The organism is Actinocrispum sp. NPDC049592 (assembly GCF_040675465.1).
Taxonomy (GTDB): Bacteria; Actinomycetota; Actinomycetes; order Mycobacteriales; family Pseudonocardiaceae; genus Kibdelosporangium.
The window spans coordinates 1,150,466-1,170,150 of the sequence record NZ_JBFAPA010000001.1; the positions used below are offsets into that span (position 1 = coordinate 1,150,466).

Annotated in this window: 18 protein-coding genes; 11 read left to right on the forward strand and 7 right to left on the reverse strand. The window is 68.6% G+C overall.

Going from position 1 to position 19,685, the window contains the following annotated elements; all coding sequences use genetic code 11:
* Positions 1-37 precede the first annotated feature (37 nt).
* Complete coding sequence (locus tag AB0J95_RS05460) at positions 38-1,141, reverse strand: FAD-binding oxidoreductase (RefSeq protein ID WP_364753504.1); 1,104 nt, start codon at positions 1,139-1,141, stop codon at positions 38-40.
* A gap of 332 nt (positions 1,142-1,473) precedes the next feature.
* On the opposite strand from AB0J95_RS05460, the gene AB0J95_RS05465 reads away from it, so the two are divergent.
* From AB0J95_RS05465 to AB0J95_RS05475, 3 genes are read left to right on the forward strand one after another with little or no spacing between them, the layout of a single operon-like run.
* Positions 1,474-2,223, forward strand: a complete 750-nt coding sequence (locus AB0J95_RS05465) for a pyridoxamine 5'-phosphate oxidase family protein (RefSeq protein WP_364752645.1) — start codon at positions 1,474-1,476, stop codon at positions 2,221-2,223.
* Positions 2,223-2,675, forward strand: coding sequence for a MarR family transcriptional regulator (locus AB0J95_RS05470; protein ID WP_364752647.1), 453 nt, complete (start codon positions 2,223-2,225; stop codon positions 2,673-2,675). The genes AB0J95_RS05465 and AB0J95_RS05470 overlap by 1 nt, the downstream gene beginning before the upstream one ends.
* A gap of 44 nt (positions 2,676-2,719) precedes the next feature.
* Positions 2,720-3,166 carry a MarR family transcriptional regulator gene (locus tag AB0J95_RS05475; RefSeq protein WP_364752649.1) on the forward strand — a complete coding sequence of 149 codons (447 nt, stop codon included), beginning with the start codon at positions 2,720-2,722 and terminating at the stop codon, positions 3,164-3,166.
* Between the two features lie 597 nt (positions 3,167-3,763).
* Here the strand turns inward: AB0J95_RS05475 and AB0J95_RS05480 are convergent.
* The 4 genes from AB0J95_RS05480 to AB0J95_RS05495 form a co-directional block, all read right to left on the reverse strand.
* Entirely contained in the window at positions 3,764-4,567 is an 804-nt protein-coding gene (locus AB0J95_RS05480; protein ID WP_364752651.1) for a phospholipid scramblase-related protein, read from the reverse strand.
* Positions 4,568-4,586: 19 nt separating this feature from the next.
* Positions 4,587-5,354, reverse strand: a complete 768-nt coding sequence (locus AB0J95_RS05485; RefSeq protein ID WP_364752654.1) for an SDR family oxidoreductase — start codon at positions 5,352-5,354, stop codon at positions 4,587-4,589.
* A gap of 30 nt (positions 5,355-5,384) precedes the next feature.
* Complete coding sequence (locus AB0J95_RS05490; protein WP_364752656.1) at positions 5,385-6,077, reverse strand: hypothetical protein; 693 nt, start codon at positions 6,075-6,077, stop codon at positions 5,385-5,387.
* A gap of 829 nt (positions 6,078-6,906) precedes the next feature.
* Entirely contained in the window at positions 6,907-9,867 is a 2,961-nt protein-coding gene (locus tag AB0J95_RS05495) for a non-ribosomal peptide synthetase (protein WP_364752658.1), read from the reverse strand.
* Positions 9,868-10,204: 337 nt separating this feature from the next.
* On the opposite strand from AB0J95_RS05495, the gene clpB reads away from it, so the two are divergent.
* The 6 genes from clpB (at position 10,205) to AB0J95_RS05525 (ending at position 16,510) form a co-directional block, all read left to right on the forward strand.
* The gene (gene clpB / locus AB0J95_RS05500) at positions 10,205-12,784 is read left to right on the forward strand and encodes an ATP-dependent chaperone ClpB (RefSeq protein WP_364752660.1); all 2,580 of its coding nucleotides are present in this window, start codon (positions 10,205-10,207) and stop codon (positions 12,782-12,784) included.
* 170 nt (positions 12,785-12,954) lie between these two features.
* Positions 12,955-13,515 (forward strand): orotate phosphoribosyltransferase, encoded by a 561-nt coding sequence (gene pyrE / locus AB0J95_RS05505; RefSeq protein WP_364752663.1) that lies wholly within the window; start codon positions 12,955-12,957, stop codon positions 13,513-13,515.
* A 57-nt stretch (positions 13,516-13,572) separates the two neighbouring features.
* A complete protein-coding gene (locus tag AB0J95_RS05510) occupies positions 13,573-13,944 on the forward strand; it encodes a DUF2784 domain-containing protein (RefSeq protein WP_364752665.1) in 372 nt (123 codons plus the stop codon).
* Positions 13,941-14,573: an RNA methyltransferase gene (locus AB0J95_RS05515; RefSeq protein ID WP_364752668.1), complete on the forward strand. Its 633-nt coding sequence runs from the start codon at positions 13,941-13,943 to the stop codon at positions 14,571-14,573. The genes AB0J95_RS05510 and AB0J95_RS05515 overlap by 4 nt, the downstream gene beginning before the upstream one ends.
* Positions 14,574-14,648: 75 nt before the next feature.
* A complete protein-coding gene (locus tag AB0J95_RS05520; RefSeq protein ID WP_364752670.1) occupies positions 14,649-15,764 on the forward strand; it encodes a glycoside hydrolase family 76 protein in 1,116 nt (371 codons plus the stop codon).
* A gap of 17 nt (positions 15,765-15,781) precedes the next feature.
* Positions 15,782-16,510: an SDR family oxidoreductase gene (locus AB0J95_RS05525; protein ID WP_364752673.1), complete on the forward strand. Its 729-nt coding sequence runs from the start codon at positions 15,782-15,784 to the stop codon at positions 16,508-16,510.
* Here the strand turns inward: AB0J95_RS05525 and AB0J95_RS05530 are convergent.
* Positions 16,494-16,931 (reverse strand): VOC family protein, encoded by a 438-nt coding sequence (locus AB0J95_RS05530; RefSeq protein WP_364752676.1) that lies wholly within the window; start codon positions 16,929-16,931, stop codon positions 16,494-16,496. The genes AB0J95_RS05525 and AB0J95_RS05530 overlap by 17 nt on opposite strands.
* 38 nt (positions 16,932-16,969) lie before the next feature.
* On the opposite strand from AB0J95_RS05530, the gene AB0J95_RS05535 reads away from it, so the two are divergent.
* Together AB0J95_RS05535 and AB0J95_RS05540 are read left to right on the forward strand one after the other, a co-directional pair.
* On the forward strand, positions 16,970-17,731 hold the full coding sequence (locus tag AB0J95_RS05535) for an AraC family transcriptional regulator (RefSeq protein WP_364752678.1): 762 nt from the start codon (positions 16,970-16,972) through the stop codon (positions 17,729-17,731).
* Between the two features lie 15 nt (positions 17,732-17,746).
* A complete protein-coding gene (locus tag AB0J95_RS05540) occupies positions 17,747-18,559 on the forward strand; it encodes a DUF2637 domain-containing protein (protein WP_364753507.1) in 813 nt (270 codons plus the stop codon).
* Positions 18,560-18,583: 24 nt separating this feature from the next.
* On the opposite strand, the gene AB0J95_RS05545 is transcribed toward AB0J95_RS05540, so the two are convergent.
* The gene (locus AB0J95_RS05545) at positions 18,584-19,576 is read right to left on the reverse strand and encodes a LacI family DNA-binding transcriptional regulator (protein WP_364752681.1); all 993 of its coding nucleotides are present in this window, start codon (positions 19,574-19,576) and stop codon (positions 18,584-18,586) included.
* Positions 19,577-19,685 lie beyond the last annotated feature (109 nt).

Consider the following 19,685-nt stretch of genomic DNA (forward strand, 5'->3'; position numbering starts at 1 on the left):
GCAGCCTTCCGGGTGCGGCGGCCAGAAGGAGCCCCAGTCAGTCCAGCGTGAACGGGTCGTAGGTGATGTGGTCCAGGGGGGTGCCGGCGACGAGCATGCGGGACACGGTCGACCGGATCATCCCCGGCGAGCCGCTCACCAGCACGTCCCGTTCCGCCCATGCGCCGTAGCGGGTCACCACGTCGGCCAGCGTGCCGTGCTCCACGCCGGTTGCGTCCGGCTCGGACTCCAGCACCGGGACCACGGTCAGCCATGGGTTGCTCGCGGCCAGCTGCTGCAGGTTGGTCAGGTCGTACAGGTCCTCCAGCACGCGCCCGCCGTAGAACAGGTGCACGCGTGGGTTCTCCCCCCACTGGCAGAGCTCGTCGATGATCGCCCGCATCGGTGCCAGACCGGTTCCGCCGGCGACCATGACTAAGTCCCGGCCGTTCTCGCGGTTGATCCGCATCCGGCCCATCGGCGGCCCCAGCCGCCACACCTCGCCGGGGCGGGTGTGCCGGACGATCGCGCGGCTGACCCAGCCGCCCTCGACGTTGCGGACGTGGAAGTCGATCGTGCCGTCCTCGCGGGGCGCGTTGGCCGGCGAGAGGTACCGCCACAGCCGCGGCCGGTGCGGGGACTCCACGCTGAGGTACTGGCCAGGCGTGTAGCCGATCGGGTGGTCGGTCTGGACGGTGATCACCGCCAGGTCCCAGCTGATCGCCCGGTGCTCGACCACGGTCGCCGGCCACCAGGCCGGGCCGTCCTCGGCGTTCGCGGAGTCCAGCATCGCCCGGGCCATGATCGTGTACGCCTCGGCCCAGGCGCGCTCGATCTCGTCGCTCCAGGACTTCTTGGCGAACTTCTTCACCGCCGCGATCAGCGCCGTGCCGACCGCCTCGTAGTGGGCGCTGACCACGCCGAACTTGCGGTGGTCGCGGCCGAGCTGGCGGAGGAACGGGTTCAGGTCGTCCGGGCGGTCGACCAGCTGCACCACGTGCACCAGGGCACGCAGCAGCCGGGACCGCTGAATCTCCATGTTCGCGGGGAACATCTCCCGCGCGGTGGGGGACAGGCTGAACAGCATCCCGTAGAAGAACTTGGCGACCTCGTCCTGTTGCGGCTCGACGACGGCGAAGCTCTCGCGGACCAGGCGGACCATGGCGGTCGCGCCGGTGCTGGCGTCCGCGGATCTCGACGGCGTGGTCGTCGCGGACCTTGGTGTCTGGGGTATCGGGCTCACTAGGGCGTTTGCTGTCATGGTCGGGGCACGGACTCCAACCTCTGGCTCAGACGACCCGATCTTGGGCGTCACGTTTCTCATGCATCCATCCCCCGACAGGGTTGGACACTAACCCGATTCTCGTTGGAAGTCCGCCTTGATGCCACCTTCGTGTACTTGTACGTCACCGAATGTTGAGGAAGGTCCCTCATCCGGTTGAACACTGACGGGCGGTCTGTGCGGTCCACGCCCGATATGAAACTGTTACCGCCGTGCCTTCCGCAACCCCGACCCCCACCGGCACCGCCGAGGCGCACCTGCTGGACCTGGAACTCGCCGATCCGCCCAGGCCCGCGCTGGCGGCCGTCGTCGACCCGCTGCTCGACTCCGAGGCCGATGACCTGCCCGGATCCCATGGTGAGCATCTCCTCCAGTGTGCGTACGGTACCCGTGACCGGGCCAAGAAGTTCTACGAGAACCAGCTGCTCGACCATCTCAACGAGGCGATGATCGAGTTCATCGGCCGGATGGAGATGGCGTTCGTCGCCACCGCCGACGCCTCCGGTGAGTGCGACTCGACCTTCCGCGCCGGCCCGCCGGGCTTCCTGCGCGTGCTCGACTCGCGGCACATCGCCTACCCCGAGTACCGCGGCAACGGCGTGCTCGCCAGCCTCGGCAACATCAGCGAGAACCCGCACCTGGCCATCCTCATGGTCGACTTCGTCCGGGACCTGATCGGCCTGCACGTCAACGGCAAGGCGCGGGTGCTTGAGGACGCCGAGATACGCGAGCAGTATCCGGACGTGCCGGCCGAGCACGACCGCGGCCGGACCCCGGAGCGCTGGGTGGTGGTGCAGGTCGAGGAGGCCTACATCCACTGCCGCAAACACATTCCCCGGCTGCAGCCGGTCGAACGCACCCGCGACTGGGGCACCGACGACGTGAAGCGCAAAGGTGGTGACTACTTTGGCGCGAAGGGCACGCCACGCCCGTGGACAGGAGTGGTGCAGACTTCTGGGTAGTGAGTACGACCCATCCCTCCGGCGACCGTGAGACCGCGGCCCACGACCTCGAACGTGAGCTGTCGGTGCTGTTCGGCCGCGCCCGCAGCGTCTCGCTGAGCCTCGCCGCCCAGATCCACCCGGGCCTGGACGCGGCCTGCTACGCGATGCTGCTGCACCTCGGCGACATCTCGCCAGTGCGCGCGGCGGACGTGGTCGAGCGCACCGGCCTGGATAAGTCGACCGTCAGCAGGCAGATCGCCCGGCTGGAGGAACTCGGCCTGGTCGAACGGGTCGCCGACCCCACCGACGGGCGGGCCCGGCAGGTCCAGCTGACCGACGTCGGCACCGCCCGGCTGGACAAGGTGCGGACCGACCGCCGGGCCAGACTCCGCGCGATCTTCGAAGGCTGGTCGACGGAGGACATCACGTCGTTCTCGGCACTGCTCGCGAAGCTCAACCACGACCTCTGACCGGATATAGTTGTCATCAGCAACCAAACGGTGGAGGTAGGGCGATGAAGCCGACCGCCGAACACTACGTCGCGATGCTCCGGCAGATCCGCTCGCTCGTCGAGGTCCAGCACGCGGTGACCATGCGCAACTGGCAGGACTCCCGCCTCCAGCCGGGCGCGGGCAAGCTGCTCGCGCTGCTGTCGGCCACCGGCGAGACCCGCGTGTCCGACCTGGCCGACCAACGGTTCGTGGATGCCTCGGTGGTCAGCCGCCAGGCCGCGCAACTGGAGAAACTCGGCCTGATCGAACGCCGCCGCGCCCCGGAGGACGGCCGCGTGGCCCTGCTGCGCGTCACCCCCGAAGGTGAGCGCGTCCTGGAAGAGTGGCGCCAAACTCAAGTCGACCTCCTAGCCAAAGCCCTGCACGGCTGGGACGCCGACAAACTGACGGCCGCCACAACCTTCCTCGCCGAGATCAACGAGGACTTCCGCACCAGCCTCTTCGACTGACCCCACCCCGGACAACCACCCACCCCTCACCTGTGGACAACCCGCACCCCTGTGGACAACCACCCCCACCCACACCCTCGCGCCCCCGATTCCGTCTCCCCTCCATGAGATCGTGAAATCAGGGGTTCCCCCTGGGAGGGGACCCTCGTCGCGGCGTGGGCGCAGCCAGCCGCAACGATGGTGGGTCGGCCAGGCACAGGAGCCGCAATTGTGGTGGGTCCCGGCCAGGCGCAGCGTGCTGATCGCGAGGTTGCGCAGCGAGGCTATGACTCTGAGGCGGTGCCGGTGCGCACCCGGAAGGCGTCTTCGTGATCGCCGGTAAGCCGCAACGGTGATGGGTCAGACAGATGAGCCGCGTCCCGGGCGCCCGTTCGGCGCAGCGGGCGGGGATCGGCGATGTGGCGCTTCGCCAGGTAGACCACCTGGTGTCCAGTCACATGAGCGACCGGCACAGTTCCTTGATCAGGAACTGCGGGCCCTCCTCGCGGAGAGCCCGCAACGTGGCCGTGATGAGTGCCCCGAGCCGGACGCCGCCCGCGGGTGGATTCTGTTGGCATATAAAGGAAATGCCCCCGGCGGTCCGGGGGCATCGGTGGCTCAGCCGAATCCTCGGTCGTCCTGTTTCAGTGCTGTGTCCACCGTCAGTGCCGAGGCGACGACGAGGCTGATCAGCGGGTTCTGCAGCTGCCGGTGGATCTGCACCACGTAGTTGTCGGCCGTGGTGAACATGGTCTTGGCGAAGCCCTCCCAGGTCTTGGTGATCCGGGCGATCTCCTGGCCGGTGTGGTCGTGGATCATGAAGTTCCACGCCCGCCAGTTCTCCGCCTGGATGCCGCCGACCTGCTGGCCGTTGACCACGAAGGCGAACCTGATCTTGCCGATCATGTTCTCCTGCACGATCTCGCCGATCTGGTGGCCGTTGGGCTGCTCGACGATGATCCGCGACTTCATCAGCTTGGCCGGGCGGGTCAGCCGCAGCACCGTGCTGCCCATGGTGTCGCGCACCTCCAGCCGGTGCGTCATGAACTGGTCCCAGCTGGAGAGGAACCGAACCGCCTTCTTCAGCGCGCTCTGCCCGACCTCGGCGACCGAGCCGATCTGCTGCCCGGCCTGGTTGAACACCGAGTACTCGTTGGCCATCTCGATGAGCTTGACCTTCTGGTTCACCACCAGCACCGGCTCGGTGAACAGCGTGCCGCCGCCACCGGAGACCGGGCCGACCCCGGCTTTCTGCTGCACCTGTTGCTGGACGCGGGACGGGTCGTGCTGCCGCCCGACGTTCACCTCCCAGGCGCTGCCATCACCGGCCTGCTGGGTCGCTTGTGTCCATTGTGTACCGTCCCACCAGCGCAGGACGCGGGACCCTGGCTGCTCGGGATACCACCCCGGCGGCTGGTTCACGGTTGATCAGTCCTTCCCCTCACGTTCGGTCCCGGCCGCCACGGCTCTCCAGGCGGCGCGACAGACCGACTGGGAGCAACTTAGTCAACCCGACCACGAATTTGTAAGGAGCACCCGGAATGGACCGGATCCGGCCCCTGGCCAGGTCCGCGAGGCAGTCGGCGACCACCCGGTCGGCCTGCAGCCACAGCCGGTCGGGGATCGTCGTGGTGTCATCACCGGCGCGAGCGTGGAACTCGGTCCGCGTGAACCCGGGGCACAACGCCATCACCCGCACGCCGGTGTCCTTCAGCTGCACGGCGAGACCTTCGGAAAACGCCGTCACCCAAGCCTTGCTGGCGCTGTAGGTGGGCCCGGTCCCAGGGAAGAACCCCGCGATGCTGGACACGTTCACGACCGCACCGCGACCGCGCGCGATCATCCCGGGCAGCGCCGCGTGAGTCAGCCGCAGCACGCTCGTGACGTTCACATCCAGCTGTTGCTGTAGCCAGCCGACTTCGACGGCCTCGAACCGCCCACGCGTGCCGAACCCCGCGTTGTTCACCAGTAGGTCGACGGGGTCCGCCTGCAACCGCCGCTCCACCACCGCCCGACCCTCCACAGTGGACAGGTCAGCTGGTATGCACTCGGTATGCACGTTGTATACCGCTTGTATTTCGGCGGCGACCTCCGCCAGCCGCGACTCGGTGCGGGCGATGAGCACAACGTCATGGCCATCGGCCGCGAGCCTGCGCACGAAGGCCGCGCCGATTCCCGCGGTGGCGCCGGTGACAAGGGAGGTGGGCATGACCGCCAACCTAGCTGGCGGCGTGAACTGCTACGACTGGCCGTGGCGGCCCGGGGGCAACTGGACCGTGCCGTCGGTGGAGGGCTCATCGTCGTCGAACGGGTCGATGACATCCGCGACCTCACCCAGACCACGCAGCAGGCGCTCCAACCGCGACGGGTTCGAGTTCACCGGCGCCGCGGCCAGTACCCACCCGTCCTCGATCCAGGCGACCATGATGTCCGCGCCCAGCTCCTCGGACGCGTCCACCAGGTCGGGAGTGATCAGTGCACGAGCCTTGGCCAGGTCGGACACGAACGCGTACCGCTGGCCGACCGGGCCGAGCAGTTCGGGCATGTGCTCCTGCTCGAACGGCACGCTCGGCAGCCACAGCTCGATCACGACCGGGTGCTTCCGGCGGCACTGGACCGCGGCGATCACCGCACTGACCCGGCCCCCGTTGTCCAGGTCGAACACATAGACGCGGCGCCGCCCATCCGCCGTGAACGTGGACCCGGCGACGACATCGTTCGCGGTCCCACCCTCGTAGTAGGCGATCGCGCCACCCTGCCACTGGGTGGGCAGCACGTTGTCGGTCTCGGTGAACTGCCATCCGCGCAGCGCCGCCCACCTGCGCCGCTCACGGTTGCGTGACGTACGGACGGCACGGTCGCGAGCGAGCAGAGCGACGCCGCCGACGGCCGCGACGGCGGCTACGGCGAACCAGACCCATGACGGACCCACCCAATGAGGGTAGCGGTCGAGGCCGCGAACCGGAGATCACGGCCCCCGCGCGTCTCCCCCGAACCCACACAACCCCCAAGCCACGACACCCCAGCCCCACCCGGTCACTCGCAGTGCCCACCCACCCACCTCTACAACCATGACCCAAACTGGCCACCACCCGGCCGTTCGCCCCGGGGACTCACCCCCGCCCAACCCCCGGACCGGTCCCACCCCCACATCGCGCCCTGCCCACCCCGGCCCTCACCCCCAATCTGGCCTTACCCCACCCAACCCGGCCCTGCCCGCCCTGGCCTTCACCCCGCCCACCCTGCCCTCACCCCGCCCAATCCGGCCTCACGCCACCCAACCCGGCCCCGCCCACCCCCGACCAGTCCGCCGCCACATCGCACCCCGCCAACCCCGCCCAACCTCAACTCCGCCCAATCCCGCTCCGCGCCCAACCCCGGCCAGGCCCAACCCCGGCCCCGGCCCTGCCAATCCCGCCCCGCGCCCAACCGCGGCCGATCCGCCCCGCATCGCACCCCGCCCACGCCGCGACGAGGGTCCCCTCCTGGGGGATCCCCGAATTTCACGCTACTGGGGAGGGGCGACAGAAGGAGAGCTGTGGGGATGAGTTATCCACAGGGGTTCGGGCCGGATGGGAGTTGAGGTGAGCGCCGCTGTGGGGCTGGCCTGGTCTTAGAGGCGGAGTGGGCCTGAGGAAGCGTGAAAACGCTCGGCGTGTGTCCTGCGAAGCGACGGCAACGGAGACGGTCGCGATGCCAGGTGAGCGTGAAGACACCGCGGCCTGGGGTTGGCCGCGGTGCCGGGTGAACGGGTGGGTGGGTTAGGACACGGCGGCGAGGCGGGTCAGTTCGGCGACGTGCGCGACTGTGGGCCGGCGGATGATGTCCTGCATGTGGCTGGTCAGGACCTCCTCGCCGGTCGGGGCCAGCTCGCGGGCCACGGTGGCGACCATGGTGATCAACGTGAGGGAGTTGCCGCCGAGGTCGTGGAAGTCGCTGCTGCTGTTGAGCAGGTCCACGTCGAGGTTCAGCACCTGCGCCCAGATCCGGGAGATGGCGCTCTCGGTCTCGTCGAGCGGCTCGGTGGGCGCGGCGGAACCGTTGCTCTCGAACGGGTCCGGCAGGTTCGCGACCGCGACCTTGCCGTTGACGGTCCGCGGGATCTCGTCCACCGGCAGGATGTGCGACGGGATCATGTACACCGGCAGGGTCTTTCCCAGGTGCTGGCGCAGGTCCTCTGTGTCCACTGTAGACGATGTGACCACGTACCCGACGAGGGTCTTCTCGGTGTGCCCCGGACGCATCCGCGGGATCACCACGGCGGCGGCGACCGACGGGTGGTCTTCCAACGTCAGGGCGATCTCGGCGGGTTCGATCCGGTGGCCGTGCACCTTCACCTGGTCGTCGATCCGGCCCGCGCACTCCAGCTCACCCGAGGGCAGGACCTGCACGATGTCACCCGTCCGGTACGCGCGGGTGCCATCGGCCATGTACACGAACCGTTGCCGCGTCAGGTCCGTGCGCCCGCGGTAACCGCGCGCCAGCTGGATTCCGCCCAGGTACAGTTCGCCGCTTTCCCCGGGCGCCACGAACCGGCGCTCGCTGTCCAGCACGTACATGCTGACCCCGTCGAACGGCACTCCGATGGGGACAGTCGCGCCGTCGTCAAGCTTCCCGTTGAACACATGATGGCTCACCGCGATGGTGGCCTCGGCCGGCCCGTACAGGTTGATCACCTTGCAGCGCGGGCCGAACAGCTCCTGCGCCCGCACCGCGAGCGACCGCTTGAACTGCTCACCGATCACCAGCAGCGCACGGACGTCGTTGCCGGGCTTGAGTTCCAGGCGCGTGATCAGGTCCAGATGGGACGGTGTCAACGCGATCACGTTGGCGCCCGCGTCGAAAACCTCCTGCAGGCTCAGGTGGTTGAGGTCGTCACGCATCAGCAACAGCGTGCCGCCCACCAGGAACGGCAGGATCAGCGAGATCTCGGCGACGTCGAACGACATCGAGCACAGCAGTGGCATCCGCGCCGACGCGTCGATGCCGTGCTCACGCGTCGCCCAGACCGCGTAGTTGCTGAGGCTGCGGTGCTCGATCTCGACGCCCTTGGGCTTGCCGGTCGACCCGGACGTGTACACGACGTACGCCAGATCGGACGGCTGGGGCAGGGTTTCCTGCACCGGCGGCTGAACGAGGTAGTCGAGGTCCTCCAGGACGATCCGTTCGCACCCGGAGGGGAGTTCCCTTTCGTGGTGCGGTTTTCCGACCAGGCACAGCGGGGCTTGCGCGTCCTCCAGGTAGTTCTGGATGCGGCCGTCGGGGTGTTTGGTGTCCATCGGCAGGTACGCGGCGCCGGCCATCAGCACGCCCCACGCGCCCGCGATCGCGTTCACCGAACGGTCCGCGAGCAACCCGACCACGTCGTCCCTGCCGATCCCGCGCTCCTTCAACGCGGCCGCGACGACCCGGGCATAGTGGTCCAGCTCGGCGTAGCTGACGTCGCCTTCGGGCCCGGAAATGGCCACAGCGTGCGGGTTCTTCGCGACTTGTGCGCGGAACTGCTTGACGATGTTGCACCCTGCGGGCACCTCGCCGCGTTGCTTGGGCTCGGCGGGCAGCAGGGTGCTGGCCTTCTGGTGCGCCATCGGCGAAAGCGACTCGCACAACGCGTCGAGCACGTCCTCGGTGCGCGTGCGCGACCCGGAGAACCAGGGCAGGGTCAGCTCGGTGCGGCCGTCGCTCTCCACGATGTTCAGGCTCAGCGGGCTCGGCGGCGCGGGCGGGTCGAGCATGTAGATCGACACCGGCTCGAACTGCGCGGTGCCGAACTCGGCGCCGTCCACCCGGCCCAGGTTGCTGACGTTGGCGACGCCGGAGAACCGGTCGGTCTCCCGCATCCGGGTGTCCAGCTTCTTGATCATTCGGCGCAGCAGGGCCAGCGGCGCCATCAGGATCTCCTTGCCCGGCGCGTGCACTGTGCCCTGACGCTCGCCGAGCACCTTCAGCAGCTGCTGATGCGTCTCCGCCCAGGTCTGCCCGGCCTTGATGTCCAGCACCACCGTGATCGCCAGGTTCGACGTCGAGTCCAGGTCCGGGTGCAGCACACGCAGGTCCAGCGGCACGCTGACCTGGGCTTTCTCCAGGCCGGACAACTTGACCAGCTCGGTCGCCATCCGGGCGACGACCGCCGGGTACGTACCGTCGACCGTGCGGCGCAGCCACTCGAACTCGCCTCGCTCGGCCCGGGGTGGGATGCCCAGCAGCGACGGGACGGAGAACTCCTCGCCCTTGGTGTCGATCTGGTTCAGCAGTGGTTCCTCGAGGTCGAGGATGGTCCGGCGGGACTCGGTCCGGCTCAGTTCCTCACCACGCAGCGCGCGGAACACCGCCGCCGCCCACATCCGCAGGCCGCGTGCGTCGGTGACCGCGTGTGAGGCGCGGAACACGACAGACGGGCCGTCCAGCAGCACGACCTCGCAGTACCTACCGTTGCGTGTGAGCGGTTCACGCAGGGCAGGGTGGTCGACGGGGTCGTTGCCCTCCGCGATCCGCACCCGCGGCGGCACGCCCTCGTCGGACCAGTGGCTGCCGTGCCGGGCCAGCCGGGTGCCCGGATAGCTGTCCCCGGCCACCTCCACCGCGTGCCGCAGCTCGTCCAGCCCGACCCGGCCGACGCCGGTCACCACCAGGTTGAGAACCGGGGTGAGCGCGCGCGGGAAACCCAGATACCACCGTTCCAGTGGCGCGACGCGCCGGGTGAAGCGTTTACCTGACGACATGTCCCCTTACCTCCTCATTCACCGGAGGCGAAGGTAGGCGCGCCGGTCCAGCGAATTCCCTGGACAAGCTGGGCGTTGCACTAGGAGACAGGCGGTGCGCGGCGTGCCACCCGGACGGCCGCTGGACGACACTGTGGTGGTAACAGTTGTCCACCGACCTGTGGATAGCGACCTGCGGTTTGTGGATAAGTCACCCATCCGTGTGGACAACCAGGTTGCGACATGTGAGTGAATCTGGGTTGAGCGGAACAGACTCAACTTTTCTGACGTTGGGCATGGTGGACGCTCATGCGGAAAGCTGAGCAGGGGTGAATGACCACGCGTACTGAGGTGAGGGATGGACGCTTTCAACCCGACCACGAAGACCCAGCAGGCGGTCTCCGCGGCGGTGCAGGCCGCTACCGTGGCCGGCAACCCGGATGTATCGGCGGCGCACCTGCTGGGTGCGTTGCTCGCGCAGGGAGACGGGCTGACCGCGCCCTTGCTGACCGCGGTCGGGGCCGATCCCAACGTCGTGCGCAAGGAGCTGGAGCTGATCGTCAACGGCCTGCCGTCGGCGACCGGCAGCACGGTGTCCGCGCCGCAGCTGAACGCGGAGGCCGCCCGGAGCCTGCAGCAGGCGCAGAAGCTGGCCACCGAGATGGGCGACGAGTACGTCTCCACCGAGCACGTGCTCTACGGGCTGGCGGCCGAGCGCGGCCGCGTCGGTGACCTGCTGCGCAGGCACGGCGCCACCAAGGACGCGCTGCGCGAGGCCTTCACCAAGGTCCGCGGCTCCGCCCGGGTGACCTCACCCGACCCCGAGGGCACATACCAGGCGCTGGAGAAGTACGGCGTCGACCTGACCGACCGCGCGCGCAAGGGCGAGCTCGACCCGGTGATCGGGCGCGACTCGGAGATCCGCCGCGTGGTGCAGGTGCTGTCCCGGCGGACCAAGAACAACCCGGTGCTGATCGGTGAGCCCGGGGTCGGCAAGACCGCGATCGTCGAGGGCCTGGCCCAGCGGATCGTCGCCGGTGACGTGCCGGAGTCGTTGCGCGGCAAGCGGGTCGTCTCGCTGGACCTGGGTTCGATGGTCGCCGGCGCCAAGTACCGCGGTGAGTTCGAGGAGCGGCTGAAGGCCGTCCTCAAGGAGATCACCGACTCGGCCGGCCAGGTCGTCACGTTCATCGACGAGCTGCACACCATCGTCGGCGCGGGCGCGACCGGCGAGGGCGCGATGGACGCCGGCAACATGATCAAGCCGATGCTGGCCCGCGGCGAGCTGCGCATGGTCGGTGCGACCACGCTGGACGAGTACCGCGAGCACATCGAGAAGGACCCCGCTTTGGAGCGCCGGTTCCAGCAGGTGCTGGTCGGCGAGCCGTCGGTGGAGGACACCATCGGCATCCTGCGGGGCCTCAAGGACCGCTACGAGGTGCACCACGGTGTCCGGATCACCGACGCCGCCCTGGTCGGCGCCGCGACGCTGTCCGACCGGTACATCACCGCGCGGTTCCTGCCGGACAAGGCGATCGACCTGATCGACGAGGCCGCCTCCCGGCTGCGGATGGAGATCGACTCGCGGCCGGTGGAGATCGACGAGGTCGAGCGGGCCGTGCGCCGGCTCGAGATCGAGGAGATGGCCCTGGCCAAGGAGGAGGATCCCGCCTCCGCCCAGCGCCTGGCCGCGCTGCGCGCCGAGCTGGCCGAGAAGCGCGAGGCGTTGTCCGCGCTGACCGCCAGGTGGCAGAACGAGAAGGGCTCGATCGAGAAGGTCCGTGACCTCAAGGAGCAGCTGGAGCAGCTGCGCGGCGAGTCCGACCGGGCCGAGCGCGACGGTGACCTCGGCCGCGCGGCCGAGCTCCGCTACGGCCGGATCCCGGCACTGGAGAAGGAACTGGAGACGGCCTCGGAGTCGACCAGGTCGGAGTCCGTGATGCTCAAGGAGGAGGTCGGCCCGGACGACGTCGCCGACGTGGTGTCCGCGTGGACCGGCATCCCCGCTGGGCGTCTGCTCGAGGGCGAGACCGCCAAGCTGCTGCGGATGGAAGACGCTCTTGCCCGCCGCGTTGTCGGCCAGGCCGAGGCCGTGCGGGTCGTGTCGGACGCCGTGCGGCGGACGCGGGCCGGTGTCGCCGACCCCGACCGGCCGACGGGTTCGTTCCTGTTCCTGGGCCCGACCGGGGTCGGCAAGACCGAGCTGGCCAAGGCGCTGGCGGAGTTCCTGTTCGACGACGAGCGGGCGATGATCCGGATCGACATGAGCGAGTACGCGGAGAAGCACTCCGTGGCTCGCCTGGTCGGTGCCCCACCCGGATACGTCGGCTACGACCAGGGCGGTCAGCTCACCGAGTCGGTGCGCCGGCGCCCATACAGCGTGGTGCTGCTCGACGAGGTCGAGAAGGCGCACCCGGACGTGTTCGACGTGCTGCTGCAGGTCCTCGACGACGGGCGGCTGACCGACGGCCAGGGCCGGACCGTGGACTTCCGCAACACCATCCTGGTGCTCACCTCGAACCTCGGCTCGCAGGCCATCGCGGACGCCACGCTGACCGAGCAGCAGCGCAAGGACGCCGTGCTGTCGGTGGTGCAACGCCACTTCAAGCCGGAGTTCCTCAACCGCCTGGACGACGTCGTGGTGTTCCACCAGCTGGCCACCGAGGAGCTGACCTCGATCGTGGACATCCAGGTGGACCGCCTGAGCCGCCGCCTGGCCCAACGCAGACTGACCCTCGACGTGACCCCGTCGGCCCGCGATTGGCTGGCGCTCAACGGGTTCGACCCCGTCTACGGCGCCCGGCCGCTGCGCCGCCTGGTGGCCTCGGCCATCGGCGACCAGCTCGCCAAGAAGCTGCTCGCAGGTGACATCCGCGACGGCGACAAGGTGACCGTCGACGTCCTCGACGACAGCTCAGGCCTCCAAGTCTCGGCCTGACACCACAACGACGGAGCCCGTGCCCGCGCACGGGCTCCGTTTCTGTTCGGGCTGCTGCAGCGGCCCTCAGGATCTGGTCGTGCACGCGGAAATACGTCCGGATGGGGGCTGGCGACGTTGCGCACATCTGTGGGCCGGACTGTCGGTGGGCTCGCTTAGGGTGGGGGCTTGTGCCCGTTGATCAGAATCTGAAGGCCGAGCTCGCGCGGCTGGTGACCGAGCTGTCGGTTGTGCACGGCAAGGTGACGTTGTCCTCCGGCAAGCAGGCGGACTACTACGTCGACCTGCGGCGTGCGACGCTGCACCACGCGGCGGCGCCGTTGATCGGCAAGCTGCTGCGGCAGCTCACCGAGGACTGGAGTTATGTGGCCGCGGGCGGGCTGACCCTCGGCGCGGACCCGGTGGCGACCGCGATGATGCACGCGGCGGCGGCGCAGGGTGAGGTGCTCGACGCGTTCGTGGTGCGCAAGGCCGCCAAGGAGCACGGCATGCAGCGGCGTATCGAGGGCATCGAGGTGGCCGGGCAGCGCGTGCTCGCCGTCGAGGACACCACGACCACGGGCAAGAGCCCGTTGACCGCCGTCGAGGCGTTGCGGGAGGCCGGCGCGGAGGTCGTGGGCGTGGCCACCGTGGTGGACCGGGCCACCGGCGCCAAGGAGATCATCGAGGCCCAGGGCGTGCCCTACCGGAGCCTGCTCACTCTGGAGGACCTCGGCCTCACCGCCACGTGACCTGACTGTTGGGCGGCGTTGGGGGTTCCCGGCGCCGCCCGGCAGTAAGGTGATGTTGTGGCTGGTTTCTTAACCGGTGTGGTCGTGGCGGTGCACTTCGCCGCGCTGATCTACATCGGTTTGGGTGGCTTCCTGGCCTGGCGCTGGCCCAAGTCGATCTTCGTGCACATCTTCTTCGCGGCCTGGGGCGTGGCCATCAACACCGTGCCCGGCCTGCTGTGTCCGCTGACAACCGCGGAGGACTACCTACGGGCCCAACGGGGACTGGGGCCACTGCCGGGTGGGTTCAACGAGTACTACATCTACGACCATCTCATCCCGCGTAGCCTTTTGCCGGTGGTAGCAGTGGTAGCAGTCGTGCTTCTGGTGGTGTCCTACGTGGGCGTGTTCGTGTTGTGGCGCCGCCGGCGCGCGCTGGTCACCCAGTGAACCCGACGGAGTGGGTGTTCGGCGAACCGGTGGGTGTCGGTCCTTGGGAAGGGCCGTGGCCGGACGATCCGAAGTACGACCCGGAGCTGCTGCGAGACGGCGACCGGCGCAATGTGATGGACAAATACCGTTACTGGCGCCGGGATGCGGTGATCGAGGATCTCGATACCCGGAGGCACGATTTCCACGTCGCGATCGAGAACCTCCAGCACGACCACAACATCGGCACAGTGGTCCGGACCGCGAACGCGTTTCTGGCCAAAACCGTGCACATCGTCGGCCGCCGGAGGTGGAATCGGCGGGGCGCGATGGTGACTGACCGTTACCAGCACATCGAGCACCACGAGGATGTACACGATCTGGTGAAGCGCACCCCGGGGCTCACGCTCGTGGCGGTTGACAACACCCCGGGGGCGCAACGCCTGGAGACGGTCAAGCTGCCGCGCAACTGCGTGCTGCTGTTCGGCCAGGAAGGCCCTGGTCTCAGCGAGGAGGCCAGGCAGGCCGCGGAGATGGTGGTCTCGATCGCGCAGTTCGGATCGACCCGGTCGGTCAATGCCGGCGTCGCAGCGGGCATCGTGATGCACGCATGGATCCGGGACCACGCCGATCTGTCCAGAGCCTGGTGACCTGATTACCCGAAGTGGGTGGACTGTCGCACTGGGGGGTACCTCGGAACCGATCCAGACCGCACCATGGCGGGTATGGCTCATGAGCTGGTAGCGCCCTCACGTCTGTGGGCAGCGCGCGCTGCGGTGTCGGAGCTGGGTGTCCAGGCCAGGCACCTGCGACGGCTGTGGGCCAGACCCGGCACGCTGCTGGGGGTCGACGGCTGGCCCGCGACTCGCGGCGAGCGCCTGTACCGGCGGTTCAACTACTGGGCCCATGCGCATCTGATCGACTGCTTAGTGGACGCGCAGGAGCGCTACCCGAACCCGACCCGCCCGGCGACCATCCAACGAGTGATCCGAAGTGTCCGGGTTCGCAACGGCCGCAGGTGGACCAGCGACGACTACGGCGACGCAGCGTGGCTGGGCCTGGCTTTGCTGCGGGCGCGAAACGTGGTTCCGGTCGACAACGCCATAAAAGCCATTACCTACCGGCTCCGCGACGCCTGGTCCGATCACGCGGGCGGCGGAATCTGGTCGCACGCCGGCGAGGATCTGAAAAGCGCGCGCGCCAACGGCCCCGCCACAATCTTCTTCGCCCGTACCGGAAGCCGCGCGGATCTGCACCGGGCCCGCGCGATGGCCGAATGGATGGAGGACTTCCTCCTCGACGAGACCAACGGCCTGCTGTGGTTCGGCCTGCACGTCACCATGGACGGCGAGATCCGCGAGATGGTGAAGGAGGCCTACACCTACATCCAGGGCGTGTACCTCGGGATCTGCCTCGAACTGGCCGCGGCCGGCGACCCCATCTGGGCCGAACGCGCCGAACGGACGATCATCGCCATCAGCGAGCACCTGGCCAACAACGGTGTTCTGCGCGGCCACGGAGGCGGCGACGGAGGCCTGTACGCAGGCATCCTCGCCCGCTACCTAGCCCTGGCGGCCCTGCGGCTCCCCGCCCTCACAGGCGCGTCGGTGACCGCGTTGGCCGCACGCGAAACAGCCCAGCAACTCGTCATGACCAGCGCCGCCGCCGCATGGCGCAACCGCGCCGTCGGCCGGGGCGGCCCCCTCTACGGTCCAGATTGGACACTGCCGGCCCGGGTCCCCAGGTCACCGCGGCACGCCATCCCGGAACGCGAGCTGTCGGCGCAGCTGGGCGGCTGGATGGTGCTGGAAGCAGCCGCATTGCTCGAGCGATCCCGCTGACTCCGTAAGCTGCGCGTATGGGTGTGATCGTTGTTACTGGGGGCAGCCGGGGTATTGGGGCCGCGATCTGCCGGAGGCTGGCCGCAGAGGGCCACAAGGTGGTTGTCAACTACACCAGTGATGCCGCTGCTGCCGAGGCCGTGGCCAAGGAGACCGACGGGCTTGCGGTGCAGGCGAACGTCACCGGCGAGGCGGATGTCAAGCGGCTCTTCGACACCGCTGAAAGCCTTGGTCCGCTCACGGCAGTCGTTTGCAACGCGGCCATCACCGGCAACACGCCCGGCCGCCTCGACGAGCAGTCCGTGGCGACCGTGCGTGATGTCTTCGATGTCAACGTTATCGGCGTCTTCCTGTGCAACAAGGAAGCCGTGCTGCGAATGTCCACAAAGTACGGTCATGGCGGTGGGGGGATCGTCAACATCTCCTCCACTGCGGCTGGGCGCGGTTCGCCCAATGAGTGGGTTCATTACGCCGCAACGAAAGGCGCGGTCGAGACGCTCACCTACGGCCTCGCCCTCGAGGTCGCGGACGAGGGGATCCGGGTCAACGCCGTCGCGCCCGGGCTGGTCGAGACCGACATGCACGCGGCCGCGGGGATGCCGGACCGGCCTACCCGCCTGGCGCCGCTCATCCCGATGAAACGGCCTGGTCAGCCCGCTGAGATCGCCGAAGGCGTGGCGTGGCTGCTGTCCGGTGCCGCGTCCTTCGTGACCGGCGCCATCCTGCCCATCAGTGGGGGCCGCTGAACAGCGCCGCGGCAGCGGCGACGACCTCGTCGTGCGGCACTTCGTTCACCTGCCGGCTGATGTTCCACCGGTGCCCGAACGGGTCCGTCACCTGGCCGTGCCGGGCGCCCCAGAAGGTGTCCGACACCGGCTGGCGGACCTCTGCTCCGGCCGCGACGGCCTGCGCGAACACGGCGTCCGCGTCGTCGACCTCCAGTTGCAGCACCGTGGCCGTACCGCCGATCGACGGCGGCGCAAGGACTCCCAGCTCCGGGAACTCGTCGGCGATGTGCAACGCGGACGACCCGACCCGTAACTCCACGGACATCAACCGCCCGTCCGGCACCGGGATCCGGCTCACCTCCGTGGCCCCGAACGCGTCCGCGTAGAACTTCGCCGCCTGCGAGGCACCCTGAACGACAATGTGCGCTGTGATCACCATGTCCTGACCATAAGCACGTGGTCTTGTACGTTCTTGACATGACCGAGGACGTGCGGATGTGGCGTCCCGCGGACGGTGTCCTGCTGCTGGCCGGGCACACCAGCGGGTACGCGATCGAGCCGCGCGGCGAGTACGTCTTCGGAGTCGTTGCCGAGCAACCGATGCACTCCCGCCGCGGCCGTGAGCACCGGGAAGTGCGGCCAGGTCAGCTCGTCGCCTGGGACCCGTCGCAGGCGCATTCCGGCGAGTCCGGCACGCCGTGGTTCGCCCGTCTCGCGATCATCGAGGGCGACGCGCACGACCTTGCCAACGTCGAGTTTCCGCAACCCGTGCTGTCCGATCCGGTGCTCGCGAACCAGTTCGTCCGGTTGCACCAGTTGCCCGCGGGTCTCGAGCAGGACGAACAACTCGTGACATGGCTGAACACCGTTGTCGCCAAGTATTCTCCCGCCCGGCGACACACAACTCCCGCTGGTGCCAAGGAGTTCCGGCTGGCGAGCGAGTACCTCGCCGAGCACCCGGAACGCACGGTGAGCCTGGCCGAACTCGCCGGAGTAGCTGGTACGACCAGCTTCCAGCTGATCCGGCTGTTCCGCGAGCACACCGGCCTGCCGCCGCACGCGTTGCACGTCGCGCACCGTATCCGCCTGGCGCGCCGCCTGCTGGAGGCCGGACATTCCGTCGCGGAAACGGCCGCACGCACCGGTTTCACCGACCAAAGCCATCTGCACCGGCACTTCCGGCGCGCGCTCGGGTTCACACCCGTGGCGTACCAACGACTACTCTCCGGCAGCAGCTAACCTGTCCGGGTGCCTATGGAGACGATCAACCAGACCCGGCTCCACAAAGCCGAACTGGACAAGCTGAAGACGCAGGTCGGCAAGATCCGTTATGCGTGCGAACAGCTGAACGAGCCGGTCACCGCCGAAGTGCAGACGTGGCTGCGCCAGTTCGGCGTGGTCGTCGACCGCTCGTACGCGTCCGCGATCGTCAACAAGTGGCGCAAGGAACACGACTTAGCGACGACGGGCGGGATGCCGGTGCTGTCCCCGGAGCTGCTGGCGGAGATCGACCAGATCAACGCCGGCGAGCCGGAAGTGCCTGTCGTGCACGAAGAACCGGTCACCGTCGCGGAAAAGCCGATCGCCGCTCCGGAACGGCCGCGGCAGGAAGCGCCATCGCGCGGCGTGATCGTCGCGTGGATTTCCTTCATAGTGGGCGGGTTGGTGTCGGTCGCGGCGAACGTCGCCCACACGCTGTACCCGACCGCCGCGCAACTCGCCGACTGGGCGGCCGCGGGCAAAGCGGCGAACGACTGGACCCCGCCGCCCGGCGCCATGGTTTTCGCCGCGTTCTGGCCGATCGCGTTGATCCTCGCGGTGGAAGTGATCACGCGGGCCCAGTGGCGCAGGGGTTTCCTGTTCGGGCTCGCCCGTTATGGCGGCACGACGCTGGTCGCCGCGGTCGCCGCGGTCATGTCGTACCGGCACATGTCCGGCCTGCTCGCGATCTGGGGCGAGGACTGGTGGGGCGCGCATCTCGGGCCGCTCGCCGTGGACGGCCTGATGGTCGTTTCCGCCGCGGCTTTGCTGAGCATGAGCCGTGCCAAGGAAAAGGCCCCCGCCTGACAGCGAGAGCCATTACCGGAATGGTCAGTCGCAGCCGCACGATTTGCGGTGCATGAGCACCGGTTGCAAACGGGTCGTGGTCGGCGGCCGGGACGGGTCGGCGATCCGGGCGAGCAGCATTCGCACCGCGGTCCGGCCGATTTCCGCGATCGGCTGGGCCATTGTCGTGATGGGCGGGTCGAGCAGGTCCGCCCATTCCACGTCGTCGTATCCGACGACGGCCAGATCTTTGCCGATTTTCCGGCCACGGCGGCGGGCTTCGTGCAGAACGCCCGAAAGCATCACGTTGTTGCCCGCGACAACGGCGGTCGGCGGGTTTTCTAAGTCGAGGAGCTTGCCCAGTGCGGCAGCGGCCGGTTCGGCGGCCGACTCCCCGGACTGCACCAGGCCTTCGTCCCAGATCAGGCCGGACCGGCCCAGCCCGAGGCGGTAGCCCAGGATGCGCTCGGAGGTCGTCGCCAGGCCCTCGGCGCCGCTGATCATGCCGATCCGCCGGTGCCCGCGCTCGGCCAGGTGCTGGACCAGCGCGGACGTGGCGTGCACGTTCTCCGGGCCGACCTGGTCGACGTCCTGGCTCACGGTGAGCCGGTCCACCAGGACCATCGGGATGCCCAGCTGCTTGAGCTCCGGCAGCACGGTCCCGGCCGCGCGCGGCGACGGCGTCAGGATCAGGCCGTCCACCCTGCGGGAGCGCAGGGTGCGGACCGCGGACTGCTCGGCCGAGGCCTCGTCGTGCGTGTCGGTGAGTACCAGCGTGTAGCCCGACTTGGTGGTCTCGTGCTCGATCGCCTGGATGAGTTCACCGAAGTAGGGGTTGGCGACCAGCGAGATCGCCACACCCAACGATCGGGTGCCGCCGGTGACCAACGATCGGGCGATCGCGTCCCCGGTGTAGCCCGTGCGCTCGATCGCGTCCAGCACTCTGAACTTGGTTTCCGGTGCCACGGCGCGCGTGGAGTTCACCACGTGCGACACCGTGGTGATGGAGACGCCCGCCATCTGGGCGACATCCTTCATGGTGACCAAGCCAGGCTCCTGTATCGAACAAGCGGCAAGCGTTTGCGCAAACGGTTGCGACAGGCTATGTGAATCATTAACTTCCCCGCAACCAGCCACGCAGGAGGGA

What these genes read in the sequence shown, in the direction of transcription:
- AB0J95_RS05460 (WP_364753504.1), bottom strand. Translation starts at nt 1,141, where the DNA reads ATGGTCCGCCTGGTCCGCGAGAGCTTCGCCGTCGTCGAGCCGCAACAG.
- AB0J95_RS05475 (WP_364752649.1), top strand. Translation starts at nt 2,720, where the DNA reads ATGAAGCCGACCGCCGAACACTACGTCGCGATGCTCCGGCAGATCCGC.
- AB0J95_RS05485 (WP_364752654.1), bottom strand. Translation starts at nt 5,354, where the DNA reads ATGCCCACCTCCCTTGTCACCGGCGCCACCGCGGGAATCGGCGCGGCC.
- AB0J95_RS05495 (WP_364752658.1), bottom strand. Translation starts at nt 9,867, where the DNA reads ATGTCGTCAGGTAAACGCTTCACCCGGCGCGTCGCGCCACTGGAACGG.
- clpB (WP_364752660.1), top strand. Translation starts at nt 10,205, where the DNA reads ATGGACGCTTTCAACCCGACCACGAAGACCCAGCAGGCGGTCTCCGCG.
- AB0J95_RS05520 (WP_364752670.1), top strand. Translation starts at nt 14,649, where the DNA reads ATGGCTCATGAGCTGGTAGCGCCCTCACGTCTGTGGGCAGCGCGCGCT.
- AB0J95_RS05525 (WP_364752673.1), top strand. Translation starts at nt 15,782, where the DNA reads ATGGGTGTGATCGTTGTTACTGGGGGCAGCCGGGGTATTGGGGCCGCG.
- AB0J95_RS05530 (WP_364752676.1), bottom strand. Translation starts at nt 16,931, where the DNA reads ATGGTGATCACAGCGCACATTGTCGTTCAGGGTGCCTCGCAGGCGGCG.
- AB0J95_RS05535 (WP_364752678.1), top strand. Translation starts at nt 16,970, where the DNA reads ATGACCGAGGACGTGCGGATGTGGCGTCCCGCGGACGGTGTCCTGCTG.
- AB0J95_RS05540 (WP_364753507.1), top strand. Translation starts at nt 17,747, where the DNA reads ATGGAGACGATCAACCAGACCCGGCTCCACAAAGCCGAACTGGACAAG.
- AB0J95_RS05545 (WP_364752681.1), bottom strand. Translation starts at nt 19,576, where the DNA reads ATGAAGGATGTCGCCCAGATGGCGGGCGTCTCCATCACCACGGTGTCG.